We start from the raw sequence: 25600 nt of genomic DNA, 5'->3' as shown, positions 1-25600 counted from the left end.
ATTAGTCTCAAATTTTATGGTAAATATAATCGGTCTTAAGATTTCTTCTCTATCCTAAAAGAATAATAATTAAATTAATGGAATTGGGGATATGTCTTTAACGAAAGTAACAGAACAAGCTTTATTAGAATCAGGGATTGCGGCGCATTTGGCTATAAGTCCATCAATGATTCCTACAGATGTTATCAATATGAATGATTTTCGCGGGTCAAATGCTTTTGATGCCAATCGTGGAAATGATACCATGGAGCTTGGATCGGCTGTGTCCGATATAGCCACGGAAATTCGACTTAATGCAGAGCTTCAAGAGCAAGAAGAGCAGAGAAAAGAAAATGTTGAACATGCAATCGCGGGAATGTCGGATGCACAACGAGCTGAAATCCAAAGATTGCAGACACCTGTTAGTGTTGGAAGTTTTACATTCACAGTCGGAGAATGGGAAGACATTGCAGAAGTCTTGAAAGACCCAGAAGGCCGCGATGCCGTCATGGAAAGAATAATGGCACAGGGCTATTCAGAGCAAGAAGCAGCTCAAGCTCTTGTGGCTTTGGAAGCGATGACTCGTATAGCTCACGCGAAAGCCAACGGTCTTGAACCAGCGCCACAAGATGTTGCCAAAGCAAATGACGTAGAAAATGATCCTCGCATGAAATCCGCAGTTAAAGCGGCTGCTAATGCTGCAAAAGACGAAGCCAACGCTACTCACAAAAGAGAATTAAACAGCTCTCAAAGTGAATTGAAGTCAGTTTCACTAGATTCAAATCAGGCTGTCCGAACCCAAGGCAGAACCGAACTCGTTGATAATCATAACGTAGTAGCCAAAGCAAAAGCCGCTGAATCTCAGGTGGATGTTGGTGAGCCCGACCCATTTGCAGATACGATGGCGGCATCTGGTGAATTTAACTCTATGGCAGAGGGCAATGTTCAACTAGCTGAAATTACGCATGACCTTAATCAAGTTAGCAAAACACCAACACTTGAAGCCTCAATTTAAATTATTGGATATCCAGGCTGGCAATTTTTTGAGGAAAAACTCTTTGATACGTTGCTTTCGCCGTTTCATACATATTCGCACGAACTTTATCTGCGTGATCGTTCCCAAAGTGACCATCTTTTCCTTGTGGGGCGCTTTTAGCATAAATCTGAAAGATTGCGTCGCCCTCTAAAGAATTCGTGTCAGGTGCCGAGACAAAGGCTACGGGAATACCCTCGTTAATAAGGTCTTGAGCCGCTTTGTAGGCTTCAAACTGTAAACCTTTAGTGCCACCCCAAACAACGATTGCAACTTTGTCTCGCGAAGCTGCTGCTGCTAGTATTCGAGCGTCATTAGCTGTTTCGTTAGCTGCCCCGACATATTGGGGCTTGGTCATTTTAACCGGAATCGATGTCGAAACACTTGCATTCGTAACAGGCACGTTGCTGTTGGCAGGATTGTCCTCTGCCCAAGCCGGAGATGAAAAAGCGAGTGTTGCAGCCATGACCGGCGCAGCTAGTCCTACAAATTTGTCTCTTAGAATGCTCATGTTCATCTCTTTTTTGTTGCGGACAAAAAGGATGGTTTGGGTCAATGTGTTTTGGCAGTCGCGTATCGAATTTAAGCCCAGAGTCGATAAAGCTTGAAAAAATGAAGCGATTTGAGTATGATACGCAACGTGTAGTGCTGAAAAGATCAGTCAAAAACGCGGCAGATATAGGACTAAAAAGGCTTTCGACAAAAACGATCCTTTTTGTCAAAGACATCTGACGTTCAAACCAACAGAAAACCTACATTTTTTTCATTATGGACACTACGCCAAGACGCTTGGGATATGCGCGAATCTCAACATGCGAGCAAACGCTTGATTTACAACTGAACGCACTTAATTCGGCACGTTGCGATAAAATATTCACAGATAAAGGCATTTCCGCCACGGCTAAATCCCGACCAGGCTTTGAACAGGTATTAGAGGCTCTGCGCCCTCACGACTCTCTTGTTCTATGGCGACTTGATCGCGCCTTTCGCTCTCTACGTCATGCTATGGATATTCTTGACCATTTCGAGAAACACAAAATCGACTTTGTGGTGATTATGGAAGGGATTGATACGAGCACGCCTATGGGCAGATGCTTCTATCAAATCCAAAACGCGTTTGCGGAGCTAGAGAAGAATTTGATTTCTGAGCGCACAAAAGCGGGTTTGCAAGCTGCAAAGGAACGAGGCGTTAAACTTGGGCGACCCCGCGCCCTTAATCCAAAACAGATTGTTACGGTGCGCCGTCTAAATACGGATGGCATTCACAAGAACATTATCGCCAAGCGGTTTGGGGTTACGGTAAGAACGATCTATCGCGCAGTCTAAATGCTTTCATTGCCCTCCGCTATTTAGCGCGTCAAATCTCAAACCTTTTCAAAAGTCATATCTGTCACTTTTAAGTGACTAGCCTCAAGCGTAAACGCTTCTTCTCTCCCCCTTCGGAGCGTTGCGACCTGTTGCTTTGCGTAGGTGATGCGTCTCTGAAAAATGCCCTCCTGCCTCTTTCCCCATGAAAAGGTTGCGACTGGCGCAGCCTTCTAAAAAAAGGGAGGCAATTATGCACGAGCATTTCAACATCGCTTCATTATCGAGACTTACAAAATCTGAACTTCAAACTCTTTTACGCCGTTATAAATCGCTTTTGCGATTTGACCGTCGCGACACACACGTCGCGACTCAAATTAAATCCGTAAAAACTGCTCTGAAAATCAAAGACGGGCTCACGCCCGCCTGATTTTTAGATAGTTAAAACAAGCTCCCTTGTCGGGACGCTTCAACATAATCCTGCCAAGATTTATCTTTTGAAGCTTCATCCAGCCAATCTTCGACACACGCTATCACATCGCCCCCATAATCGCGCTCTATCATACCAATATTGTGAAAATGCGAGCGGTAGCCTGTCTCTGTTACGGGTAGGCGTGTTCTCTCTGGTTTGATGGCTTGTATTTCAAGGTGGGCAACAATGCTTTCACAATATTGCGGGTCGTATCTGGCTTCGATTTCGATGCCCTGCCATATCAGTCTGTGAGTTTGGTAGGTCATTTTAAAACCTCCCAAAGATATGGACTTCATCATAACGAAGCTCGATAGCGAGAACGTCATTGATTTCCATGTCGTGCGCCATTGCTTTATAGTCGATGTAATAGCGCAAGCTCTCAGGGATTTCTGTTGTCTCTTCGGTTAGGATTTGCGCATAATCAGCAACGGATTTATATTCACCAAAATAGTTGTTTTCGAGGTAGCTTTTTGCATCATCTAAATCACCTAAATGCTCAAAGAGTTTTGCGCCTAGTTCGCCATGCTCCTCTATAAATTCTGCATAGTCGCAAACTTGGTTGATACATTCATATTCTGATAGGCGAATATCTTTAAACCCCTCATAATCATGAATAGAAAATTCCTCTGCCATATAGGCTGGCGAGTTTTTTAGCATGTCAGCTATCTCTAGGAAGATATGGTCTGCGCCACAGGTCGCATCTATCCAACGCCCATGTAGTATTCCGTTATTGTATGAGGCTATACACGCCACATAGATTCTAATTTCAGTTATTTCCTTTTTCATTCTCTTCACCTTTTTTGAGTTTGGGTTCGTCATGAACCCTTGCCCACTGGCGAAGGCGGGGTGTGCAAACGGAAAAGGAAAATCGCGCGTGATGGTGCGGGCGCAGGCTAAGCCGAGCCTCGGTCCGTGTCTATTTTACTTGAAGTGCGGTGATGGGGCAGCGCCCCTAAGTCTTTGCGTCAGGGATTGATGCCGACTGGTCGAGACTTGGTACAAGGCTCGATTCACGAAAGCCGCTTAGACACTTATTTTTGTTGTTTGTAAAATCTGCAATCAAAAACAAGTAGCCATTCTGACTTAGATATCTAGGTGAGCATGAAATTTGAAATTAAGACACCCATAATCGAACCACCTCATTGCTACGAAATTAGGTTTACCCGCGTTTTAACGTGAACAACGGATCTAGCATCCATTCAAGCAACGTTCGGCTATCTGTAATCAGATCTCCCTGCAATGTCATGCCGGGTTTAAGCTCTACTTCTTTGCCATACGCAGTGACGGTCTGTTTATCGAGAGCGACTTTGATGCGGTAAACAGACTGCTCGAAAGCAATTGGGGCATTTAGCTCGCCGGGGCGGAAGGGCGTTTGGGAAATTTCTGATATGACTCCCAATTGAACCCCGAATTTTTGATAGGGGAATGCATCTATCAAAAGATTGACATCCTGTCCCTCGGCTAAGAAGGCGGCGGCGCGAGTAGGGGCTAAAAGCGTGGCAATCATCTCGGAAGCGTCGGGGATGATCATGACGATAGGCGCGCTGGGTTGAACGCTTTGTCCAACTGATCCCTGCAACGCGGAAATTCGGCCGGATATGGGACTGCGCACAATATACCGGCTAGACGCTTCCAGGCTTGTCCGGCTTTCTTCCAATTGCGCGATTTGCTGCCTCAATTGAGAAAGTTCCCTCTCTTCCGCATTACCCAAGCCGCGAAGAGTGTATCGCGCTTCGACTAAACTTCCCTCTCGGGAAACAATTTGCTGGTCAATTGCTTCTAAAGACAGACGTTGATTAATGTCGTTCGTCTTCGTTTGATTGAATTCCAGTTGAGAGACAGTGTCGTCCTTCAAGAGGCGTTCAAATTTCAACAGTTGCGATTCCGCCAAATCTACCGCCTGTTGTTGAAGACCGCGTCGTTTCTTCAATCCGGTAATTTCACGTTCTATATTATTGATTTGATCGCGAAAGCGGGCCCCGTCTTGGCGATACCGGTCTTGAATAGCAGCTTCTTGCTCCCGCAGCTCAGAAAGACGAACATCCGTACTTTCAAGGCGACGTTCTCCGACAAACCCCTCTTGCGTATCGACATCTATTCGGCTTTCGAAAAGAGGGGCGCCAGCTTGAATGAAGTCGCCTTCATTCACAAACACTTGGGTCAACCGCCCACCTTGATCCGCTCTGATAACGGATAGTCCATTAGATGGATTTATATAGCCAATAACAGTCTCCTTTCGCTTGTACTCTCCATTCATCAGGAAGAAAACAAGAGCTGCCGTGACGGTAAAAAACAAAGCTGTCATCACGAAGAAACCAATAGGCTGCACGAGAATAACCTCGCCGTGAAGCTTGCGACGTTTATGCTCTAAGGATTCTTTTCGGAAAAACGTCACAGAGCTTTAGATTCCTGAATCTTGTAACGTCTGACGAAAAATGAGAAATGCTGCTGCCAAATAAAGAATACTCATCATTATCCTTGTTAAAAAAGATTCAATCTTAGTGATCCACTGGAAGAACAAAAGATTAGTAACAAGAGTTATTGTTACTATCTCCGTTATGCTCGAATAGTTTAAGTCGCTATTTTTTTTTATCCAACTCAACAATAGAAGTGAAACTGCTACACAATGAAATAGTGTAGGTAGGCGTCGATTAGAGCTATAATTCCGAATACAAAACCAAACACTCAAAGCCACGGAGAAGACTAGTAGTACTAACACTTTGGGATCCTGCTAAGATAATTAGACACGCTATCATCGCTCAAAAACTCAAGCTCTGAAAGCCCATACGCCCAAGCTAAATTTGGCTGCATGTACTTTAAAACTAATTTCTGTGCTGTTTCAAAATCGGAAGGCCAGTAACCATTTATCCGGACACCATACTTACGCAAGACATCTTCATTAGGTATCCAAAAATTATATCTAGAATTAAAAGAAACTGGATTGTTAGCATCTTTTGTACAAGTCGGCATCATTGCTCCTAAAGAGTAATTATACAAACCTCTTGCGTCAAAATTATCATAATTATTTACACTATTTGATATTTTGCGTATTTTTTTTGCAAAACTGGGTTCAATTTTAGTCAAAAAGTGTTCGTTATCAAATGATGCCGCGCTAGGGTGGAGCGCAACTAAAGTATCATTGTTTATAGTAGAGTTAGTAAGTGGCAGTAAAATATGCATTGCACAACTCGATAAACAGTATTTGTCCGCAGCAACTCTAATTTTATTTTCACTTAAAAATTTTCTAATTTCAATAGCTGCAAGTTCGTCGCCACCATAGCTAGAAATAACAAGTAAATCGTAAGGCTCTAAATAATAATTAGATTTAATGGACTTTAATAGTTCGGAGTCAATTCTGGCTTCAACCCTAAGAGTTTTGTTCTGTTGGCCGCATGAGACCAACAGAAGAGCTATCAATGAAATAAAGTTAAATTTACTAAATACTGACAGCATTTAAAAGCATCCATATCGATGTATAGAAATTATTCGCCTGTTGGGGTTTTACCACCTGAGACTCCATCAATAGGGATAATGATACCCGCACCAATAGTAACCTGTCCATTTCCTAAAGAATTTACACAAACACTCCAGCAAAGTTGAGCTGATTCTTGAGCAGCCACTACCGCATCATCCGTATTATCAGCTTGCCCAATAGTGAAAGAGCCACCCATCCCTATCACTGCGCCACCGCGCCCTGAATCATTTTGTCCGCCGCCAGATGAATATCCATTTGCTCCCAGACCAAAAGCAACTGAACCACCAGCATAAGTGCCTCCTGATGAACCTCCACCGAAACTATCAGTTATATTATTTCCATATTGATCATATTGCCCCCAACCTCGTGCAGCGGCATCTTGGTTTGCCTGCACTTCTTCAGGCCCTTGACCGTATATATTTTGGGTGCCCCCACTAACAATTTCCATTTCATTTACGTTTAGTTCTCTCAACATGGCAGATTTCCTTTCATTGCCTTGTTAAGCCTATGGCTTTATAACCATGAGGCCTTCGGGTGGAGGGGCGGATGGTTGCGTTTCAAGTCAAAACATCCGTTCCTCCGATTATGAGCTCAGCCTGTTCAGGCTAAACCCGCTCTATCAGGCCCAAACGAGCCTAATTCTTGATTATTTCTTATGGATTTCATCGATTTAAAAACCTGGACCGGAATGAAAAGGATCGGGGTTGGTAAGAGGCATTGACCTTGGGCTGATTACCCCGCTCGTGGCTAGAAAGGTCTGCGTAATGAGGCGTCTCGGTCTCAACAGGGTGATAAGATTGGCGGTCGTTTATTCCACGGGAAACCTCACCGTCTTGATTTACGTGATAACTTTGCTGCCCTGAAAAATTCAGAGAGTGTGTTGGAATGTTTTCAATATGAGGCAGTAGGGTCGGCAGAGCCATTCTATAGGGCGGCTCCCTCATGTCCTGTCTGTAATCGTAAAACCCGCCTGCAACAGATTCCATTTCCTGATCGCTCAAGATTTTCACTGGCTAGCCCCCACATGTCACGTTAACCATAAATGCAACCTTGCGATATCCAGCAGATAGTCAACCCCTACATTTGATTTTCTTATTCACACCATTGTCACAATTTGCCCCTTTACATTTTGGGCTTCATCATTTTTGAATAAATTTTAACGTGTGGGGCGAAAGTGTGAACCGTCGGATAATTCAAGGCATAATCGCGAGGCAGGGGCCAACGTCTATTCGGCTTTCGAAAAGAGGGGCGCCAGCTTCAGTGAAGTCGCTTTCATTCACAAAAAATTGGGTCAGCCGCCCGTCTTGATCCGCTCTGATAACTGAGAGTCCATTAGATGGATTGATATAACCAATAACTGTTTTTTCCGCTTATACTCTCAATTTATTGGAAAAAACAGGAGCTACTGTCACTGCGAAAAATGGAGCCGTCATGATTAAGAAGCCGACAGGCTGTACAAGGACGACCTCGCCGTGAAGCTTGCGACGCTTATGGTCGAGAGATTCTTGCCGAAATAAAGACAAGTTTAATTGTCTCCTGAAACATAAATTTCATCACCAATTACAATCCGGGTTCCTTTTTCCCACCGCTTATCAATCTTTTTTCGGCAAAGATTTATTCTATCAGCACAGACAGAACCACTAAATTTTAAGCCCCACATATTTCTGAGCTGATTGCTATTCGGAAGCCAAGCGATGTTTTTAAAATTATATCGTCTCCAAGGGCAACCTGACCTGTCAACTTCAAAAGTTACGTTAGGCTCAAGCCGCTCCATTTGGTGGCTCCAAAAGTCTAAATTCATATCCTTATCTATCAAAATCTTTTCTAAGTCGTATGCATACTGCCAATTACACTTTGAGCCTTTAATATTCTCAGACGAATTTAGAAAATGTTTATAAGAAAGAATATTCCCATGAAAAGCAATAATCGGATTGTTCTTAAATGTTACTGTATTTGCGGAGGGTAATAATATTTCGGCGCAATTTGATGAACATTCCTTATCCACAATTAGATCTATATGATTATCCTTCAATAGTTTTGCTATCTCTAGAGAAACTCGTGTGCTACCGCCGGTAGAGTTTAAAACGAGATTGTTAGAGCTATTTTTAGCTACCCTGTCTATCAATCCCTTTAATATAGGTAAGCTTTCATCATATAATGGTATTTTAGGAGTGCTTTTATTATTCTCAAAAGAACATCCACCTGCAAAAACTAAAAAAAATGCATATAGATAAGAAAATTTAGATAGCATTTTTTACCTTATTAAAAAACAGACAGGGAATTCAATCCTGTCTGCAACAGTTGAATATTTGAATTATATCAACAAGAAGAACTGGACGCGAGATGTTGACCGTACTGAAATAACCCGCTGAAAATATTTAGTGGACTAGCTCCTTCAGCTAGATTAAGAGTTCCATCTTCATTGACCCCCATAGTTGAAAGCATATCTTGCCATTCTTCTTCACTATTTGAACAATCCGGTAGATTTGATATGTCATCAATAGGACTTGATTGCGTATAAGTTCCTGCATTAACAAGAGCTAAAGCAAGCTGCCCTCTACTTAAATTTGCCGCATCAAATCCATCAGCAAAACCGGTAAAGCCGAATTCTGATCCATATGTGGCCTGAAAGTCTTGCCATGTAAAAGAGTTATTGTCTGGCCTTATAATTGTGCCAGTAGCTATAACTTCATCAGTTCCCCCACTCACCAATTCCATTTCGTTTATGTTTAGTTCTCTCAACATGGCATGTTTCCTTTCGATTGCCTTGTTAAGCCTATGGCTTTATAACCATAAGGCCTTCGGGTGGAGGGGCGGATGGTTGCGTTTCAAGTCAAAACATCCGTTCCTCCGATTATGAGCTCAGTCTGTTCAGACTAAACCCGCTCTATCAGGCATAAATGAGCCTAATTCTTGATTATTTCTTATAGGTTTCATCGGTTCAAAAACCGGGACCGGAATGAAAAGGATCGGGGTTGGTAAGACGCATTGATCTTGGGCTGATTATCCCGCTCTTGGCTATACAGGTCTGCGTAATGAGGTGCCACGCTCCCGACAGGCTGACGAGATTGATGGTCGTTGAGCTCACGGGAAACCTCACCGTTTTGACTTACGTGATAACTTTGTTGCCCTGAAAAATTCAGAGAGTGTGTTGGAATGTTTTCAATATGAGGTAGTAGGGTCGGCAGAGCCATTCTATAGGGCGGCTCCCTCATGTCCTGCCGGTAATCGTAAAACCCGCCCGAAATAGATTCCAATTCCTGATCGCTCAAAATTTTCACTGGCTAGCCCCCACATGTCACGTTAACCATAAATGCAACCTTGCGATATCCAGCAGATAGTCAACCCCTACATTTGATTTTCTTATTCACACCATTGTCACAATTTGACCCTTTACATTTCGGGCTTCATCATTTTTGAGTAAATTTTAACGTGTGGGGCGAAAGTGTGAACCGTCGGATTGATTCAAGGCATAATCGCGAGGCGGATTCGAAGTCCCGGTTTGGCGGAATTAAAGGCGCAGATAAACTCCATCTGTTTCGCTGGAACAAGCTTCCGGTCATTTTGCAGGCCGAAGCCGCCGAATGCGGGATTGCCTGTCTGGCGATGGTCGCGGGATATCACGGATACCAAACCTCACTGACGGAACTCAGGCGAAAATTTTCTGTCTCGCTCAAAGGCGTAAATCTTAAATCGCTTTCTATCGCCGCCGATATGCTCGGACTTTCGGCGCGGGGGCTAAGGTGCGAGTTGGAAGATTTGCGGCAGCTTAAAGCACCCTGTATTTTACATTGGGGACTGAACCACTTCGTGGTGCTTAAAAAGGCGACACGAAAGAAGGTCACTATTCATGATCCCGCGCGGGGGAAACGTGTTCTGCCCCTTGCCGAAGTTTCAAAGCATTTCACGGGTGTCGCCCTAGAGCTTACGCCTACGCCTGACTTTGAAAAGAAGGAAGATAAAGAACGGGTTCGGATTACCGATCTCTGGTCAAAAATGACGGGGTTCATTCCCATTATTCTACAGATCATTGCCATTACGATCATCCTTCAAGTTTTCGCTATTTTATCCCCTCTGGTTAATCAGTTGGTCGTGGATGAAGCGATCGCCAAAGGGGATGTCAATTTTCTCAAAGTCATCATTATGGGCTTTGCGTTATTGCTCTTGGTGCAGACGGCCATAGGTGTTTTACGGTCCTATATTTCCATGTATTTCGGGACGCTTCTTAATTTTCAGATGCGCTCCAATATGCTGCGCCACGTCATGCGGCTAGAGTCAGAGTTTTTCGAAAAACGCCATATTGGCGATATCATGTCCCGCATGGGGTCGCTTAAGCCCGTACAGAATTTATTCACCTCGGCTTTTGTAACCGTCTTGTTGGACGGCATCATGGCCGTCGTGACAGGCATTGTGATGTTCCTGTACTCGCCTCTTTTGGCGGGAGTCGTTATTGGCGTTGTTGTTCTTTCGTTTATTTCGCGGCTTGCGACCTTTCCATATGTCATTCGCGTTCAAGAAGAACAGATTCAGAAGGATGCAGACCTGCAAACGATCTCGCTTGAAACAATACGAGGCGCACGAGCGATTAAAATATTCGGGCGGGAGCAAGAGCGCCATGCCCATTGGCAGAATTCCTATGCCGACAGCGTAAATGTCGGCTTACGCCTGCAACGCTTCGGAATTGGCTCCGGAGCTGCCAATGGAATAGTTTTCGGATTACTTGAGCTTGGCATTTATTATCTGGGGGCCATGCTCGTGATCAACCAGTCTTTGACACTCGGAATGTTTTTTGCTTTCCAGTCTTATCGCGGGCAGTTTAGCGGTCGCATTAATTCCCTCATTGGACTTTACTTCTCTTTCCGAACGGTTGGGCTCCATTTGGAACGTCTCGCGGATATCGTTTACGCTGATCAAGAAATGGGCGTGGATGCGCCTTTGATGGTTGGCAAGAAATTAAGCGGAAAAATAGACGTACAAAAATTGCGGTTTCGATATGGGGATAATGAGCCTTGGGTGCTTGATGGGGTCGATTTCAAAATCAAACCGGGCGACAGGGTTGCCTTAACCGGGCCGTCTGGCGGCGGGAAAACAACGCTTTTGAAACAACTTATTGGCCTTCACAAACCGATTGAAGGCGAAATCCTTTATGACGGTCGTCCTCTCTCTGCAACGGGGGTCCGGGCCATCCGCAATCAGATCGGCGTCGTGATGCAGGATGACCGTCTGATGTCAGGGTCTCTCTATGACAATATCAGCTTCTTTGACCCGGAAATGGATCAGGAGAGAGTAGAAAACTGTGCCAAGGCGGCCTTCGTCTATGATGATATCATGGCGATGCCCATGGGCTTTCAAAGCCTCGTCGGGGATATGGGGTCAATTCTCTCCGGCGGACAGAAACAGCGCGTCCTTCTTGCCCGAGCCCTCTATAACAATCCCCGAATTCTTTTTCTGGATGAAGGGACAGCGAACCTCGACGCAAAATCAGAAAAGAACATCGTAAACCTCTTGGCAAAAATTCCGATCACGCAAGTCATTGTCGCGCACAGACCCGCCGCCATCGCCACCTGCAATCGTATTTTTCATGTTGAAAACGGCCAAGTTCAGGAAATTGAAAAGCCAGCAAATATGGCAAAGGAAGAGCCTGTGATAGAAATTGAGGCAAATTGGAAAGGCGGGTATTTTGTAGCTGAATAGGCTAAAAAAATTTAATCATGGTTTTTTGAAATACTTTTTCGCCTTCGGGTGTTTTCTCAACTGCTCGGGGCGGTACGGTTTCACCTCGTCCACCTGCGGCACTTTCTCAGCACCCAGTCTTGCTATGACAGAGGAGTGAAGCGCAAATTGCGTATCAACATACCGAACTTGTACGGGCCATTTGATTTTCAACCATTCCAGTCCCGGAACGTAAGTTTGTTTGTGCTGTAAACCCAATGGGTCGGGATAGGTAAAAAGCGTATCTCGAACTTGAATGTTTGGAACGCATTCGTGCAATTCCTCAATCATCCAATCCAAGGCTATATCGCTGAGCCTCGCCTCATCTTCTGCATAGCTTCCGCCTATGTCGCTGTGACACCCTGCAAACCAGACTTGTTTTAACCAGTCAGGGTTTTTGCCCTTATTCTTATCCATCTCACTCTGGCTCGCCCATTTGACGCGAGGAAAATTCTTGCGGTGTTCATCAATCGCCAAAGCGTGACGCGCGAACCCGACATCTGAATCCAGCCATTTATCGTAATATTTTTTCTTCCATGTAGAATAGTGGCTGTTCTTTAAAAGTTTCTGCCAATGAAGCGGGTTTCGCCATTTGAGCGGTTTTTCAGGGTCGGGTTGAAACGTTTTGACCGACTTAGCTAATATCCTTGCCCACCAAACTCCGACGAGCGTCGAAAAGCCTCCCAGTATGAGAGTTATTAAGATTGGCCAGCTTAAATACCAAGACAATGCCGTCAGGAGTATGCTGAGACCAAACACGCCTCTCACAAGCCAAGCGACAAGTGAGTTACCAAGCGCGGCCACAGTGTCGAACACGCCGATGAAATGCGGTTGCACATTTCCTTGAACGTCCGCTTCGCCTTCTGGCGGAGCACTACCGTATTTCGCTCTGAACCTTTTTCCCTTTTCCTCGCGCTCTTTGTAAAGACGCTTGTCACCTCTTTTGTGACCCGCCCCGTGGTTATAAACATCCAAAACGGCTTCACTCGCGACCTTTCGTAGTTTCTTTCCGTATTTAGGAACGGGAGAACCATCTGGCATTTTGGTGGGGACGCCGCACAAATTCATAACATTGGCTAAGGCTCGTACGGTGTAAGCCCCTCTAGAAAACCCAAACACCAACACTTTGTCGCCCGGTTCATAATAAGCGAGGATTTTCTCGTAACAATCTATGACGTTCTCATCGATTCCAGTCCCGACCGCTGCCGCTAAGCCTTGCCGAACCTTCTTAAAGGTGAGCCCGCCTATCTCGCCGACCCCAAGTCCGGGGTCATAATAGGCGGCTTGCTCAAAGGGCGAGATGGGAGAGTCGGGACCGGGCCTCATCGCCCGATACATTTTATAAATGTTGGAGAGTTTCTGGTCGGGCTTCTGTCCGCCAATCTGTCCCGTCCCGTCAGAGAATATTAAAATATTTTTTGCCATGCGCGTTTACCAACCTCTCATTGTAAAGTCTGCGCTAACTTTAAGGTGAGTGCAAAGGATATATTGCAGAGATTGGCTAAAATTGTTTGTGGTTTTGATCCACGAAAACCCGCTCAGTTAAAAAGGAATGTTGTCATCCATGATTTCATCAATTTCGATCTCTCTTTTAGGACGGAATTTGACGACATTATCTTCACCATGCTCAGGCGCATTGTTCCTAAGACTATATGTGCGCGGCGGCGGGGAATGCGGCGTGGTCACAAGATCGGGATTTTTCCACCCCTCTCGCTCCATCCCCTGAATAAATCCGCTATGGAGCATATCGACAAGTGGAACCATGCGCCTGTCTTCCAACTCCTCCATCCAAGCCCAATCTTTGGCGGTTAGCTCAATCTCAACCGCCACCCGTCCTTTTTTAGCGCCTTGGCGACGTGTAATTTTCACGCTGTGGTAAGTATTGTTGTATTTATCTGTCATAGCGCTTCTAACCTTATTCAAATTTCGCCGCTGCCTTATAATATCCTCTTAGCCCGTTCTTAGAGCCTTCTTCTGGATATTTATGGGTATTCTTACGGGTAATCATTGCCCACCCATTGCGTGGATAGGAATATATTTTCCTTTACAATTATTCTTTTAAAAGACATTGTGTTCTCTTTTTGTTCACAAATGGAGAACGCATTACGAAAGGATCAATATAATGGATCACGACCCCCTCAACGCACCTAAAATTAACGTACCAAAGCCCTCTGACTATTTAGAGGATTTAGCAAGCGAAGCGTTGAGCGAGTCCCAAAAATTGGAACTTCTCGAAACCCTCTTTCACATCATGAAAGCGTTTGTCGATGTCGGATATGGCATGGAGCCTGTGAATAAGCTGATAGAAGATTTTGAAAAATGTGCCGTTGAGTCCGACATTCTGGTAAAGTGCAAAGATAGCAAGAAAGGCGGTTACTATGAGTAATGACGGATTTAAACCTGCCGTAATATACGCGCGGGTTTCCTCAAAGAAACAAGTTAAAGAAGGTGGCGGGATTGAATCCCAAGCCACACGTTGTCGCTCATACGCTTCTGCTCGTGGTTATGAAGTCGTCGCCATGTTTACCGATGACATGACAGGAAGCAAGGCAAGGCGTCCGGGCATGGATGCTATGCTGTCTTTCTTGAAACAGAACAAAGCGACACCACACTATGTCTTGATCGATGACATCTCAAGATTGGCGCGGGGCTTACAAGCGCATATTAGTCTGCGCGAAGAATTGTCAAAAGCGGGTGGCATTTTGGAGAGTCCGTCTGTCGTTTTTGGGGACGATTCCGACTCTCAATTTTTAGAGAACGTCCTCGCTAGTTCTGCACAACACTTTGCGCAAAAGAACCGTGAGCAGACAATCAACCGTATGAAGGCGCGTTTGCTCAATGGCTATTACGTGAACTCAACGCCGCCTGCGGGCTATAAATACGTCAAAGGTCACGGCAAAGTCTTGGTTAGAGACGAGCCAGTCGCGAGCATTGTGCAAGACGCGCTCGAAGGTTTTGCGTCTGGTCGTTTTGGCTCGAAAGGGGAACTCCGCTTATTTCTTCAAGATCAACCTGAGTTTCCTAAAAACAATAGCGGTGAAGTTACACATGAACGTGTTGATGTGCTGCTCAAGCAATCTCTCTATGCAGGCATGATTGAAGCCCCCGCATGGGGCATCAATATACGAGAAGGTCAACATGAGGGGCTTATCTCTTACGAGACCCATCTTAAAATCCAAGATATTTTGACGGATGGAAAGCGCGTTGCTAATCGCGCCGACATCAAGGAAGATTTTGCACTTCGTGGCGCAGTAGATTGTGCAGATTGCGACAAGCCGCTTACCTCTTGTTGGAGCAAGGGCAAGAATAAGAAATATCCCTACTATCTTTGCTTCAACAAAGACTGCGGTAGCTATCGTAAATCAATTGCGCGAGACAAAATTGAGAGCGAGTTTGAAACTCTACTCATGCAACTACAACCTTCTGAGAGCCTCTTTAAGGTCGCTTCACGCATGTTTAAAGATTTGTGGGACTATCGCGCCTCCTCCAATCAAGACCGCGCCTCGCGTCTTCGCGCTGAACTCTCACGGGTAAAAGCTTCCGAGATAAAGCTCGTCGATAAAATGATTGAGACTGACAATGCGATTGTCACTCAACAGTTAGAGCTACGCCTAACTAAGCTTGACCAAGACAAGCTTGTTCTAGCTGAAAAAATCGAGAATTTAAGCAAGCCTGCACGAGGCTATCGTGAAATGTTCGAACACGCCCTCACATTCCTCGCTAACCCCCATAAAATATGGGAAAACGGCACATTCGAGGATCGTCGGAATGTGCTGAAATTGGCGTTCACAGAGAAGTTAAAGTATAGCCGTATTAGTGGACTTCGAACACCCCAAATATCCATGCCTTTCAAGGTGTTAGGCGATTATTTAGGGGGTGAAAAAGTAATGGCGCACCGGGGAGGATTCGAACCCCCGACCCCTTGATTCGTAGTCAAGTACTCTATCCAGCTGAGCTACCGGTGCTTAGAGTGCGCGTTTTACCGCGCGGTGGTCGCAATCTCTTGCGAGGGCGCGTTAAAGCGGAATTGCGCTCGCTTTGCAAGGGCTATTTCAGTGATTTTTCGCCAATCACTGCAGAGTGTCAGTTCTCCTTTGCCAGATGAACGCCGCGCATCAAGGCGCGGGCCACGCATCGCGCCGCGGCCCCGCCAAGCTCAGCTAAAGCAACCGGTGTCTCGCAACCCTTATTTCCAGCGGAGAGCGCAAAAATCGTATCCCCGTCCAACGGTGTATGCGCCGGCTGCACAGCCATCGCGATCCCGTCCTGCGCCATAATTGCCAATCGTTTAAGTTGCTTCTGCGTCAAGTCGCCATCGGTCACGACCGCCCCGATAACCGTGGATTGTCCTGACGATTTCAAAAAAGCCAGCTTAGTATCCGACGCTTCCACAGCTATATAATCGGACGGCGGGCGCTGCCCTCCAAACTCGTCGCCCATCTCATGCGCCCAAGCCCACGGGCACTCTGTGCCGGGCATATAGGGCGATCCGACAGGGTTGGCAGCAATAAGGGCGGTCAAAGTCACGCCGTTAATATTTTCGGAGGCCATGCCTAACCCGCCACGGTAGAGGCCGGCCGTAGCTCCAAACCCCGCCCCGACCTGCCCTTCACCAACATCTGACCCGGCCGCCTCACAGGCCTCAAAGGCCAGTCTCCGAAAAGGCGGCTCCCGCCCCCAGTCTTTGTCTCCGCCATTGGCATTATCGAATAAAATCGCACTGGGCACGAGAGGCGAGACTGGAACAGGTTCCGGAGCCGGCGCATATCCAATTCGCTTTTCGCCGAGCCAAGTCGTCACTGCGTCCGCCGCGGCCAAGCCATAAACCGATCCGCCGGATAGAACGACAGCGTGGACTTTGTCTATCAGCCCTCCATCTTGCAGCGTCATGATTTCCCGCGTCCCCGGTCCGCCGCCTCGTACATCAACTGCGCATGTGGCGGGTGCATCGGGCAGGATAACCGTTACCCCTGTTTTTACATCGGCGTCATGTGCCTGCCCCACAGCGAGGCCTTTCATGGGAAGAGGAGAAGATTGAGTCATAATTTTCCCTAATGCAGATTCACCGCCTTTGCCAGAGCCGGTGCAAAACGAGGCTTGTTCCTCGCGAGAACAAATGACCGATCTGCGCAATGAATACGCGGACAGGCAAAGCCCGACCCCGCCTTGGGCGTTTAATGTATCCGGTCGGCCTCACTGTGGATGAGGACGAGTTCAATTTAAGGGCAAAAAGCAAATCGCAGATCCTTTTCTTTTGATTAAAGGTAAGGTTTTGAAGAACTCGATCTTTCATAAAGGATAAATGGGAGTTTTTATTTGGTCAGAGCATTTTTGCAACTGAGCCCTTGCATCAATACATATTGCTTCTAAACTTTAGTCTCGTTATGGGGCCGCCATGTTTGATCTAGCTTTATTCGTAAGCGCGTTTGCGACACTTTTTGTGGTAATCGACCCTCCGGGTTGCGCGCCTATTTTCGCAACGCTCACCAAGGGGACACCAAAATCCCATCAACGGGAAATGGCGTTCAAGGCTGTGGCCGTCGCCGCCATCGTCCTCATCGGTTTTGCTTATGGCGGCGAATGGCTCTTTGCCAAGCTCGGTATCAGCCTAGACGCGTTGCGCCTGGCAGGCGGCGTTATGTTGTTTATTATCGGCCTGAATATGGTCTTTGAAAAGCGGACTGAAACGCGAGAAGAACGCGCAGAAGATTTATTGGAAGAAGTAGAAAACCTCGAAGATATTTCCGTTTTCCCTATGGGCATTCCCATGATTGCCGGCCCAGGGACAATGGCGACGCTCCTCCTGTTAATGAGTAATACCACCACAGGTGGGCAAGAGTTTTCTATCATGCTGGCCCTCGTGATTACTCTTTTAATTACACTGGCCGCCTTTTTAGTGGCCGGCCCTTTGATGAAACTAATGGGAAAAACATTTACCAATGTTCTGACACGCCTCCTCGGTGTCTTGCTCGCGACGTTGGCGTCCCAATTTATTATCGACGGGGTCAGCGGGGCGTTAGGTCAACTGCTCTGATCGGCGAAAACTTAAGTCACAAAAAAGCCCGCTATCGAGCGGGCTTTTCTTTTTCTGGATTTAAGTCTCTCTTAGCGCGCTTTCAACGCCGTGGCGAGTTCCTCGCCTTTTTCATCACGCAGAGCGGCGCAGAGCTCGATGGACTCGAGGGTTTGGGCGAGGCTACGCTCATAGCCCGGAATGACCGCTGCATTCTCTGTCATGAAATCACGGACTTCATCACGGCGCTCAAGAGAGCAGAAATAACCGCCTGTGCTCGGCATTCCGCCTTTGCGGACATCCGGCACGCGGTCTGTGACATACTGACTGAAATTGGCTTTCAACCAATCCCACGTCATATCTCCGAACTCTTTTGATCCCAGAAGACCATAGACGACAGAGCTGGATTGACGTCCTGTCAGCGGGCCGTCTTTATCCAAAGCCAAAGCCAATAGTTTATTGGCAATTTCTTCGTCCTTCGTTGAGGTCAGAGCGCCGAGAGCGGCGCTCTTTTCAAATGGCGACCCGCTTTCGACTAGTTCCATAAGTGGATCATAGGCTTTTTCACCGTGGGCTTTCATTGCCTCGTCCAGGGCAAGTCCCAGCATATTCGGCGCTACCGATTCTTTGTCGGCTTCTTTGTTCAGACCAAGATAACGAGCGCCTTTTTCCGCCATGGATTTCGCGAGAGCTTCGTCGCCTCCGCGATTAACTAAGAGGCTGGCTAAAGACGGGGCGAGAAGGTTCCCTTCTACCGTGTCTTTACCGGCAATACGGGCATATCTGTCGGAATAATTTTCCTGAACATAGCGAGCGAGGCTTTCTTCCGTTCCGTTCAAATCATCGCCCATGAAACCGATCAGGGCTCTGGAACTTGACGCCACATCATATTCCGGATGCGCCGCCAATTTAGACATGCCGTCGAGGAATACTGAAGATTCGACTTCGCCGGCGCGGTAGGCCGCTTCGAGACTATCTTGGAGAGTCAGCGCTTCGCGGGTGTTCAGCTTATCAATATTATTGATCAGATTGGTCCAGCCATCGCTATCCAATGTGAACCTGTAATAGCCGGAGCCGTTTTCATTGAGCGTAACCCAATCTGCCGTTTCGCCCGTCCGGGGAGACGCAATGGTTCCGGTTTTGTCTTTAAGAAGCTCGCAGCTTTTGACCGTTTCTTCGCCGTAGCCAAACTTAGCGCAGACGGGAATCTGCCAGATTTGGCCCTGAGATGTTTTGGACCCAAGGGGTGCGTAGCGTGACTGGGTCAGCATCACAGCGGTCTGAGGCTCGAGGCCGGTTTCCGTCGTGGCGTCTAGCTGCGTGACTTCGCCGGACACGAGCGGCAAGCCGGGCTGGTCGACAAAGCTTTTCATTGCCGGAACAACATCAGGATTGCCCGAGCCGTCCGCTATAGAGCGGAAAAAGTCGTCGCCTGTTGCCACATCGTCAGCATAGCGCTTCATGTGGAGACGGACGCCGTCGCGGAACGCCTCTTCGCCGACAAAAGATTCAAACATAGAAAGGACGCCGCCGCCTTTGCGATAAGTGATGCTGTCAAACTGATCCATGACGTTTTCGGAACGCTCTAGCGGTTCACGGACCTTACGAGTCGTGGACAATGTGTCCGTGTTCATTGCGCCCAAGGCAGAATTTAAGGTGTTACGGTCAAAATTGCCTTCGGGTTTCCACATTGCCGTGCCTTTATTGCCGGACCATGTCGCGAACGCTTCGTTCAGCCAAATATCTTCCCACCAGACCGGTGTGACGAGATTGCCAAACCATTGATGCGCCAATTCATGCGAATGGACGCCGGCATAAGAGCGTTTTTGAGACAGAGGCGGGTTATCACCCAATAGCAGCAGAGATTCCCGATACACAATCGCGCCCGGATTTTCCATGGCGCCAAAAGCGTAATCCGGCGCCGCGATGATATCGAGCTTCTCATAAGGATAAGGCGATCCGAAATATTCCTCGAGCGCGGCCAATATGCCTTGCGTATTCTCGAGCGCATATTCCATATTTTCCCCTTCACCGCGAGCCGCGAAGCCGCGAAGACGAAGGTCGGTTTTGCGAAGCGAGGTTTGGGGCAAATTCCCATAATCAACGACATCCCACGGACCCACGCCGAAAGCGATGAGATAAGTCGGAAGGGGACGTGTGCGAGCAAAGGTGTGATTAGTCCAAATCTCGCCGTCTACTTCAACGTCTTTGGTGCCAAGTTCTGGCGTATTAGCGTAAACGACTTGGTCTTTCGGAGCCATGATGGACATATTGAATGGCACTTTGAAACGGGGTTCATCAAAGCTCGGGAAAGCTTCGCGCGCGCCGAGCGGCTCGAACTGCGTCACAATATAAGCGTCATCGCCGCGGCGGACCTGATAGGCGGAATTCAACGCCTGATTATAAGGCGTTTCATATTCCAATGTGATAACCGCATCGCCTGCTGGCAACTCAGTTTCTGAGGTTAGGTAAGCGACGCCGGAGGGCGCGTCTTCTAACGGCACAGCGTTAAACTCGAGAGGGAAAAATTGATCGCCGCCGTAAACAATTTTTGCATTGGAGACGTTCATTTCCTTCGCGTGGATCCAGACTTTATTTGTGGCCTCTTCCATCTTCACATCAATAGAGACGCGTCCGCTCATTGTGTCGGCCTGAGGATCAATTTTCAGTTGGATGTCATAGGATTCCGGCGTGACCGTATCCGGCAATTGCGCCTGTGGAATATCCCCTGTCTCTGATATAATCTGTCCGGCGTCCATTAGCGTCGTTTCCGATTGGGCAGCGGGCTGTGCTGGGGTATCCATTGACTGAGTAAAGCCAATAGTCGGCGCAAGTAAAAATCCAACCGACACCAGAGTGGCCATATAGAAATGTTTAGGGGAAAGACGCTGTATCATAAAAAGTCCTTTATAAATTTTCTTTCTGATAATCGATAAATCCGGGCATTGCCAGTGGCATAAATCAGTGGCTAAGAGGGAATTTTACCTTCTTTGGGCACAGTTTCCCCATATATGTTTCATATAAACTGTCGCCAGTTTAGAGGTTATGCTATAACAACACGGCATGAGTGTCGAGCCGCATAAATTGGATCCAAGGGAAGATACACGTTTTGATCGTCCTGACCGCCGGGGAAGGCCTGGACGGCTGCCGCCAGAAAATTCGGCCCGAATTACGCGCCGCATTACGGCGCTCGCTGTGGGTATTGGCGTCATTTTGATGGTTGGCAAGACTCTGCTCTGGCAGAATACCCATTCTGTCGGTGTGTTGGCCTCCCTCGTGCATTCCGGACTTGATATGTTCGGGGCCATTTCAAGCTTTATTGCCGTGCGATATGCTGCGCGCAAGCCCGACGGGAAATATCGTTTCGGGCGCGGCAAAGCGGAAAGTTTCTCAGCCGTGTTTCAGGTCTGCCTTATCGTCTTCGCGGCCTCTCACCTCTTGGAAGAAGTCGTTGAACAGATAGGAACAAATCATCCTCTGACACACTCCGGCCTCGCCATTGCGGCTATGGTGTTCTTTGTCATTATTACAGTCTGGTTGTTAATCGCGCAAAGCTGGGCCATTCGAGCAACGGGTTCCATCGCCGTGAGAGGCGACCGTGCGCATTATTTGGCGGATATGTTCGCAAATCTTTTCGTCATTATTGGTCTGGCAATTTCAGCCTTTACGCCCCTTATTTGGGCAGATGCGGCCGTTGGGCTCTTTATGGCGCTTTGGCTGCTCTACACGGCCTACCGCGTGGCGCGTCTAGCCTGGGCGCAGCTCATGGATATGGAGCTGAGCGAAGAAGAACGGTCACTCATTATACGGCTAGCCATGGCTGATCCGCGCGTCAGAGCCGTGACTGAACTACGAACCCGCGCGTCAGGTCCGCACATTCACATTCAAATGCGGCTGGACTTAGATGAAACGCTTTCCCTATCTGAGGCGCATGATATTGTTCTGAAGGCTGAGAAGCGCCTCATGGGAGATTTTCAGGCAGCCGACATTCTCATTCACCCCCACCCGGCGGGATGCGGACACGCGCATGGCAATCGGCGGTTTTTTTCCGATACTTTGCCTGAAAAACCTTAGGTCTATTAAGTCTTCATTACCTATATTTAGGCTATCTCAAAGGGATGCGTACTCTTTATCATTTTGCCCTGCACCCCGCGAGCCGTCAGGCCCGAATTGCTCTGGCCGAAAAGAAATTAAAGGTTACTGAAAGCCCCGTTAACCCGTGGCAGTTGGATAAAGGCGACTGGAAAGAGTTCGAAAAAGTGACGCCCGAAGGCGTCCCTCCTACCCTCATTGATGTTATACCAAGCGGCAAAGTCGTGATAACAGGCGCGCGCGCAATTTGTGAATATGCGAATGACGGGTCCACCCGCCATCCTTTACTGGCCGAGGACATTGTCGAACGCGCCGAAGCCCGCCGCCTCGCCGATTGGATGGACCAAAAATTTACGCAGGAGGTAGATGCTTTAATTTTGCACGAAAAAGTCGAAAAATCTGTGGCGGGACTAGGCTCCGCCGACACAGCGGTATTGCGCGAAGGCCGCGCCGCCTTGGCTCAGCATTTGGGATATTTTTGCTGGCTGTTAGATCAGCGCGACTGGCTGGCCGGGCGTTACTTCAGCCTCGCTGATATTGCTGTTGCGGCGCATATTTCCTGCCTCGACTTTCTCGGGGAAATTAATTGGCGTGACTGGCCAACCTTAAAAGATTGGTACCAAAAAGTTAAATCACGGCCTTCTATGCGTCCGCTTCTTAATGACCGCGTTCCGGGATTTCGTGCCCCGCGCCATTACACCGATCTGGATTTTTAAACGCCGTGGCGTCAAAAACAGAAAATAAAGATAACAAAAAACAATCTACAAAAGCCAGCCTATCCAAAGCCGTTCTGCGCCGCGCGGAAAGGCTCGGCTTCACAGAGCCTCACATCATTGACCTCAATGACTTTGGAAATCAGGCTGGCAACTACCTCAAAGACTTCGTCGATAAAGACCGTCACGGCTCTATGGCGTGGATGAAGGAAACATTAGAGCGACGATCCCACCCGCGAAATCTATGGCCCGAGGCAAAAACAGCTATCGTATTCGGTATGAATTACGGGCCGGACTCTGATCCCCTGCTGACGCTCGACGAACCGGAAAGAGCTACCATTTCCGTCTATGCCCGAAACAGAGACTATCACGATGTGATGAAGGGCAGGCTGAAAGAAATCGCCGGATTAATCGCCCGAGACACAGGCGAAGACGTCAAAATATTTGTCGACACGGCCCCACTCATGGAAAAGCCTCTCGCCGAAGCCGGAGGTCTGGGTTGGCAAGGAAAACACACCAACCTTCTCAGCCGGGATTATGGCTCTTGGTTGTTCATCGGGACAATATTATGCGCAGCGGAATTAAAACCCACGCCTCCCGAGATAGATCATTGTGGGAGTTGCCGCGCCTGCCTCGACATCTGTCCCACAGACGCCTTTCCGGCTCCCTATCAGCTCGATGCGCGGCGCTGCATTTCCTATCTGACGATTGAACATGCCGGCCCCGTAGAAGAAGACTTGCGAAAGAAAATAGGCAACCGCATTTATGGCTGTGACGATTGCCTAGCCGTTTGCCCATGGAACAAGTTCGCGGTCATCGGACAGGAGGCAAAATTGTCAGCGCGTGACGACCTAAACGCGCCCAAGCTTGCCGAACTTGCAAAACTAGGGGAACATGGTTTTCGCACGCATTTCTCCGGTTCCCCGATTAAGCGCATTGGATGGAAACGGTTTCTCCGAAATGTGCTCTACGCCATCGGCAATAGCGGTGTTGCAGAGCTGAAAACCGAGGCGGCGGAATTTATTTACGACACAGACCCTGTCGTTCAAGACGCCGCGCGCTGGGCGGTAAAACAATTAAAGTCTATCTGAGCCTGATTTCTATCATCGGCTCAATCCTATTAATTATCTTTTGCATTTTCTTTACACCTTCCGGTTTTAATCTGTCTCGCTACGCAAACTGAGGGGTTGGGGCAAAATGGAAAAAAGGCATGCCGTAAGCTTTTCATTGCGCAGAGCAAATCGGCGCGCCTCCTTCCTGGTGAGAGGGTGTTTAGTTGGAACGCTTTTGGCCCTTGCCGCAGGATTTTACTTGAGTCCACTCGGAACATCTCTGAAACTTTTCGCCCTGATTGCTTGGCTGAGTGTTGGGGTGGCGGCGCTCCGCCTTTTTGCGGTGAGGTACCAAAAGCCTGCACGACCCAGACCGGAACCCACGACTGATTTTCCGTTTTATTCCGTTCTTGTCCCCATTTTTAACGAGGACAATATGGTCAGGCATTTAATGAACCGATTGGAACGTTTGGATTACCCCAGAGACAATTTAGAAATCCTAATTATTTGCGAAGAGATTGATCCCAAAACGATCAGAGCGGTTCAGTTAAACTTGCGTCCGCCTTTCCGGTTGATCATCACCCCCAAAGGCGCGCCGCAAACCAAGCCGCGCGCGCTGAATTACGCTCTGCAATTTGCCAAAGGTGACCTAGTCACAATTTATGACGCAGAAGATAAACCCCATCCGCAGCAACTGAAATCGGCTTGGGCGGCCTTTCTAGAACGACCGGACTGGGCAGCGCTCCAGGCACCCTTGGATTATTACAATAGCGGAGCAAATTGGCTGACGCGTCAATTTACTTTGGAATATGCCGCTCTCTTTCATGTTTGGATTCCGTTTTTAGCCAAACTTGGGGCGCCGTTTCCGTTGGGCGGAACGTCCAATCATATACGCCGCGAAGCTTTGGAGGCTTGCCGCGGATGGGACGCTCATAACGTAACCGAGGATGCCGATTTGAGCTTTCGTCTGGCCGCGCTGGGATATAAAATCGGTTTTCTTGATTGTCCGACCGAAGAGGAGGCGGTCGCCAACCTTAAAGACTGGCAAAAACAACGCGCCCGTTGGATGAAGGGGTTTATGCAAACCTGGATGGTTCACATGCACCGTCCTTTGCGGCCTTTTTCTTGGGCCGGTGTAATGCGATTTCTTACCCTCCAGCTCACTCTGGGATATACGCTTCTCTGTGCCAGTGTTTTCACCCCAGTTGTAGTTTTTGCTCTCTTATACCCAGTACTGCATTATATCTGGGACTTTACCCTCCCCTTTTCCTGGCCTTATTTATTGGCTCTGGCACTCAGCTTGGGGATGGGTATCTTTATCGGTATGGTCGGAGCCATCAGGGCCGGAAAACCGGAACTCCTCTCCTCCGCCCTGCTAATGCCATTTTACTGGATTTTACTTTTCTGGCCGACTGTAAGGGCCTTAATCGAGATATGGGCCAGCCCTTTTCACTGGCATAAAACTCCACATGGTGTTAGCCCCCCGCGGAAAAACAATCCCGATGATCTGAGCAGCGCCCCTGCGGAGTGAAAGAGTTATGACCCGGTCGCAAGATTTAACAATTACGCTGGTCGCGCTGGTCATTCTTCTCGCCGTTGGGGCGATTAGTTTTCGAAACCATTTCGCTGAAAAACCATCGATAAAACCGCACCGCCTCCCCTGGATGATTATTTGCCTCGGCTGTATCGCAACAGCTTTTATGTTGATCGTGCATTTAGCAAATTTAATGGGGTTTGAGACAGGTCGCGGATAA

Annotated in this window: 26 protein-coding genes and 1 tRNA gene; 12 read left to right on the top strand and 15 right to left on the bottom strand. The window is 47.8% G+C overall.

What is annotated here, in order from left to right; genetic code table 11:
• Positions 1-91 precede the first annotated feature (91 nt).
• Positions 92-994: a hypothetical protein gene (locus tag ACNA05_RS05795; protein WP_415810462.1), complete on the top strand. Its 903-nt coding sequence runs from the start codon at positions 92-94 to the stop codon at positions 992-994.
• Position 995: 1 nt separating this feature from the next.
• Here the strand turns inward: ACNA05_RS05795 and ACNA05_RS05790 are convergent, their stop codons facing one another.
• On the bottom strand, positions 996-1523 hold the full coding sequence (locus ACNA05_RS05790) for a hypothetical protein (RefSeq protein ID WP_415810461.1): 528 nt from the start codon (positions 1521-1523) through the stop codon (positions 996-998).
• Positions 1524-1780: 257 nt separating this feature from the next.
• On the opposite strand from ACNA05_RS05790, the gene ACNA05_RS05785 reads away from it, so the two are divergent.
• Positions 1781-2338 carry a recombinase family protein gene (locus tag ACNA05_RS05785; protein ID WP_415810460.1) on the top strand — a complete coding sequence of 186 codons (558 nt, stop codon included), beginning with the start codon at positions 1781-1783 and terminating at the stop codon, positions 2336-2338.
• A 232-nt stretch (positions 2339-2570) separates the two neighbouring features.
• Positions 2571-2747 carry a hypothetical protein gene (locus ACNA05_RS05780; protein ID WP_415810459.1) on the top strand — a complete coding sequence of 59 codons (177 nt, stop codon included), beginning with the start codon at positions 2571-2573 and terminating at the stop codon, positions 2745-2747.
• An 11-nt stretch (positions 2748-2758) separates the two neighbouring features.
• On the opposite strand, the gene ACNA05_RS05775 is transcribed toward ACNA05_RS05780, so the two are convergent.
• The 9 genes from ACNA05_RS05775 to ACNA05_RS05735 form a co-directional block, all read right to left on the bottom strand.
• The gene (locus tag ACNA05_RS05775; RefSeq protein WP_415810458.1) at positions 2759-3055 is read right to left on the bottom strand and encodes a hypothetical protein; all 297 of its coding nucleotides are present in this window, start codon (positions 3053-3055) and stop codon (positions 2759-2761) included.
• A 1-nt stretch (position 3056) separates the two neighbouring features.
• Entirely contained in the window at positions 3057-3575 is a 519-nt protein-coding gene (locus tag ACNA05_RS05770) for an antirestriction protein ArdA (RefSeq protein ID WP_415810457.1), read from the bottom strand.
• A 373-nt stretch (positions 3576-3948) separates the two neighbouring features.
• Positions 3949-5184, bottom strand: a complete 1236-nt coding sequence (locus tag ACNA05_RS05765; protein WP_415810456.1) for an HlyD family secretion protein — start codon at positions 5182-5184, stop codon at positions 3949-3951.
• Between the two features lie 317 nt (positions 5185-5501).
• Complete coding sequence (locus ACNA05_RS05760) at positions 5502-6242, bottom strand: hypothetical protein (RefSeq protein WP_415810455.1); 741 nt, start codon at positions 6240-6242, stop codon at positions 5502-5504.
• Positions 6243-6271: 29 nt separating this feature from the next.
• A complete protein-coding gene (locus ACNA05_RS05755; protein WP_415810454.1) occupies positions 6272-6739 on the bottom strand; it encodes a hypothetical protein in 468 nt (155 codons plus the stop codon).
• A 187-nt stretch (positions 6740-6926) separates the two neighbouring features.
• The gene (locus tag ACNA05_RS05750) at positions 6927-7274 is read right to left on the bottom strand and encodes a hypothetical protein (RefSeq protein WP_415810453.1); all 348 of its coding nucleotides are present in this window, start codon (positions 7272-7274) and stop codon (positions 6927-6929) included.
• 515 nt (positions 7275-7789) lie between these two features.
• The gene (locus tag ACNA05_RS05745) at positions 7790-8515 is read right to left on the bottom strand and encodes a hypothetical protein (RefSeq protein ID WP_415810452.1); all 726 of its coding nucleotides are present in this window, start codon (positions 8513-8515) and stop codon (positions 7790-7792) included.
• A gap of 68 nt (positions 8516-8583) precedes the next feature.
• Positions 8584-9009, bottom strand: a complete 426-nt coding sequence (locus tag ACNA05_RS05740; RefSeq protein ID WP_415810451.1) for a hypothetical protein — start codon at positions 9007-9009, stop codon at positions 8584-8586.
• A gap of 188 nt (positions 9010-9197) precedes the next feature.
• Complete coding sequence (locus ACNA05_RS05735) at positions 9198-9545, bottom strand: bacteriocin (RefSeq protein ID WP_415810450.1); 348 nt, start codon at positions 9543-9545, stop codon at positions 9198-9200.
• A gap of 166 nt (positions 9546-9711) precedes the next feature.
• Between ACNA05_RS05735 and ACNA05_RS05730 the strand changes: the two genes are divergently transcribed.
• A complete protein-coding gene (locus ACNA05_RS05730) occupies positions 9712-11958 on the top strand; it encodes a peptidase domain-containing ABC transporter (RefSeq protein ID WP_415810449.1) in 2247 nt (748 codons plus the stop codon).
• 15 nt (positions 11959-11973) lie between these two features.
• Here ACNA05_RS05730 and ACNA05_RS05725 read toward each other — a convergent pair whose 3' ends face one another.
• Together ACNA05_RS05725 and ACNA05_RS05720 are read right to left on the bottom strand one after the other, a co-directional pair.
• Positions 11974-13401, bottom strand: coding sequence for a T6SS phospholipase effector Tle1-like catalytic domain-containing protein (locus ACNA05_RS05725; protein ID WP_415810447.1), 1428 nt, complete (start codon positions 13399-13401; stop codon positions 11974-11976).
• A 117-nt stretch (positions 13402-13518) separates the two neighbouring features.
• A complete protein-coding gene (locus tag ACNA05_RS05720) occupies positions 13519-13878 on the bottom strand; it encodes a hypothetical protein (protein WP_415810446.1) in 360 nt (119 codons plus the stop codon).
• Between the two features lie 220 nt (positions 13879-14098).
• Here ACNA05_RS05720 and ACNA05_RS05715 point away from each other — a divergent pair, with 220 nt between their 5' ends.
• Complete coding sequence (locus ACNA05_RS05715) at positions 14099-14362, top strand: hypothetical protein (protein ID WP_415810445.1); 264 nt, start codon at positions 14099-14101, stop codon at positions 14360-14362.
• Positions 14355-15902, top strand: coding sequence for a recombinase family protein (locus ACNA05_RS05710; RefSeq protein ID WP_415810444.1), 1548 nt, complete (start codon positions 14355-14357; stop codon positions 15900-15902). Before ACNA05_RS05715 ends, ACNA05_RS05710 begins: the two co-directional genes overlap by 8 nt.
• Here the strand turns inward: ACNA05_RS05710 and ACNA05_RS05705 are convergent.
• Both ACNA05_RS05705 and ACNA05_RS05700 read right to left on the bottom strand, forming a co-directional pair.
• Positions 15865-15941, bottom strand: a tRNA-Arg gene (locus tag ACNA05_RS05705). The two genes, ACNA05_RS05710 and ACNA05_RS05705, sit on opposite strands and share 38 nt — an antisense overlap.
• Before the next feature lie 118 nt (positions 15942-16059).
• Positions 16060-17019, bottom strand: a complete 960-nt coding sequence (locus tag ACNA05_RS05700; RefSeq protein WP_415810443.1) for a P1 family peptidase — start codon at positions 17017-17019, stop codon at positions 16060-16062.
• Between the two features lie 352 nt (positions 17020-17371).
• Here ACNA05_RS05700 and ACNA05_RS05695 point away from each other — a divergent pair, with 352 nt between their 5' ends.
• Entirely contained in the window at positions 17372-18010 is a 639-nt protein-coding gene (locus ACNA05_RS05695) for a MarC family protein (RefSeq protein WP_415810442.1), read from the top strand.
• Between the two features lie 71 nt (positions 18011-18081).
• Here the strand turns inward: ACNA05_RS05695 and ACNA05_RS05690 are convergent, their stop codons facing one another.
• Entirely contained in the window at positions 18082-20886 is a 2805-nt protein-coding gene (locus ACNA05_RS05690) for a M1 family metallopeptidase (RefSeq protein WP_415810441.1), read from the bottom strand.
• A 166-nt stretch (positions 20887-21052) separates the two neighbouring features.
• Here ACNA05_RS05690 and ACNA05_RS05685 point away from each other — a divergent pair, with 166 nt between their 5' ends.
• The 5 genes from ACNA05_RS05685 to ACNA05_RS05665 all read left to right on the top strand — a co-directional run bounded on the left by ACNA05_RS05685 (position 21053) and on the right by ACNA05_RS05665 (position 25600).
• Positions 21053-22063 carry a cation diffusion facilitator family transporter gene (locus ACNA05_RS05685; RefSeq protein ID WP_415810440.1) on the top strand — a complete coding sequence of 337 codons (1011 nt, stop codon included), beginning with the start codon at positions 21053-21055 and terminating at the stop codon, positions 22061-22063.
• 44 nt (positions 22064-22107) lie between these two features.
• On the top strand, positions 22108-22797 hold the full coding sequence (locus ACNA05_RS05680; protein WP_415810439.1) for a glutathione S-transferase family protein: 690 nt from the start codon (positions 22108-22110) through the stop codon (positions 22795-22797).
• A gap of 5 nt (positions 22798-22802) precedes the next feature.
• Positions 22803-23885 carry a tRNA epoxyqueuosine(34) reductase QueG gene (queG, locus tag ACNA05_RS05675; RefSeq protein WP_415810438.1) on the top strand — a complete coding sequence of 361 codons (1083 nt, stop codon included), beginning with the start codon at positions 22803-22805 and terminating at the stop codon, positions 23883-23885.
• A 220-nt stretch (positions 23886-24105) separates the two neighbouring features.
• On the top strand, positions 24106-25377 hold the full coding sequence (locus tag ACNA05_RS05670) for a glycosyltransferase family 2 protein (protein WP_415810437.1): 1272 nt from the start codon (positions 24106-24108) through the stop codon (positions 25375-25377).
• 7 nt (positions 25378-25384) lie between these two features.
• Positions 25385-25600 carry a hypothetical protein gene (locus ACNA05_RS05665; RefSeq protein ID WP_415810436.1) on the top strand — a complete coding sequence of 72 codons (216 nt, stop codon included), beginning with the start codon at positions 25385-25387 and terminating at the stop codon, positions 25598-25600.

Origin of the sequence: Litorimonas haliclonae (assembly GCF_965138505.1) — a bacterium.
Classification (GTDB): Bacteria; Pseudomonadota; Alphaproteobacteria; order Caulobacterales; family Maricaulaceae; genus Litorimonas; species Litorimonas haliclonae.
This window is presented reverse-complemented; position numbering and strand designations above follow the sequence as displayed.

Coding starts and splice junctions, on each gene's coding strand:
- ACNA05_RS05795 (WP_415810462.1), top strand. CDS start 92: ATGTCTTTAACGAAAGTAACAGAACAAGCTTTATTAGAATCAGGGATT.
- ACNA05_RS05790 (WP_415810461.1), bottom strand. CDS start 1,523: ATGAGCATTCTAAGAGACAAATTTGTAGGACTAGCTGCGCCGGTCATG.
- ACNA05_RS05785 (WP_415810460.1), top strand. CDS start 1,781: ATGGACACTACGCCAAGACGCTTGGGATATGCGCGAATCTCAACATGC.
- ACNA05_RS05780 (WP_415810459.1), top strand. CDS start 2,571: ATGCACGAGCATTTCAACATCGCTTCATTATCGAGACTTACAAAATCT.
- ACNA05_RS05775 (WP_415810458.1), bottom strand. CDS start 3,055: ATGACCTACCAAACTCACAGACTGATATGGCAGGGCATCGAAATCGAA.
- ACNA05_RS05770 (WP_415810457.1), bottom strand. CDS start 3,575: ATGAAAAAGGAAATAACTGAAATTAGAATCTATGTGGCGTGTATAGCC.
- ACNA05_RS05760 (WP_415810455.1), bottom strand. CDS start 6,242: ATGCTGTCAGTATTTAGTAAATTTAACTTTATTTCATTGATAGCTCTT.
- ACNA05_RS05755 (WP_415810454.1), bottom strand. CDS start 6,739: ATGTTGAGAGAACTAAACGTAAATGAAATGGAAATTGTTAGTGGGGGC.
- ACNA05_RS05745 (WP_415810452.1), bottom strand. CDS start 8,515: ATGCTATCTAAATTTTCTTATCTATATGCATTTTTTTTAGTTTTTGCA.
- ACNA05_RS05740 (WP_415810451.1), bottom strand. CDS start 9,009: ATGTTGAGAGAACTAAACATAAACGAAATGGAATTGGTGAGTGGGGGA.
- ACNA05_RS05725 (WP_415810447.1), bottom strand. CDS start 13,401: ATGGCAAAAAATATTTTAATATTCTCTGACGGGACGGGACAGATTGGC.
- ACNA05_RS05720 (WP_415810446.1), bottom strand. CDS start 13,878: ATGACAGATAAATACAACAATACTTACCACAGCGTGAAAATTACACGT.
- ACNA05_RS05715 (WP_415810445.1), top strand. CDS start 14,099: ATGGATCACGACCCCCTCAACGCACCTAAAATTAACGTACCAAAGCCC.
- ACNA05_RS05710 (WP_415810444.1), top strand. CDS start 14,355: ATGAGTAATGACGGATTTAAACCTGCCGTAATATACGCGCGGGTTTCC.
- ACNA05_RS05700 (WP_415810443.1), bottom strand. CDS start 17,019: ATGACTCAATCTTCTCCTCTTCCCATGAAAGGCCTCGCTGTGGGGCAG.
- ACNA05_RS05695 (WP_415810442.1), top strand. CDS start 17,372: ATGTTTGATCTAGCTTTATTCGTAAGCGCGTTTGCGACACTTTTTGTG.
- ACNA05_RS05690 (WP_415810441.1), bottom strand. CDS start 20,886: ATGATACAGCGTCTTTCCCCTAAACATTTCTATATGGCCACTCTGGTG.
- ACNA05_RS05685 (WP_415810440.1), top strand. CDS start 21,053: ATGAGTGTCGAGCCGCATAAATTGGATCCAAGGGAAGATACACGTTTT.
- ACNA05_RS05680 (WP_415810439.1), top strand. CDS start 22,108: ATGCGTACTCTTTATCATTTTGCCCTGCACCCCGCGAGCCGTCAGGCC.
- ACNA05_RS05665 (WP_415810436.1), top strand. CDS start 25,385: ATGACCCGGTCGCAAGATTTAACAATTACGCTGGTCGCGCTGGTCATT.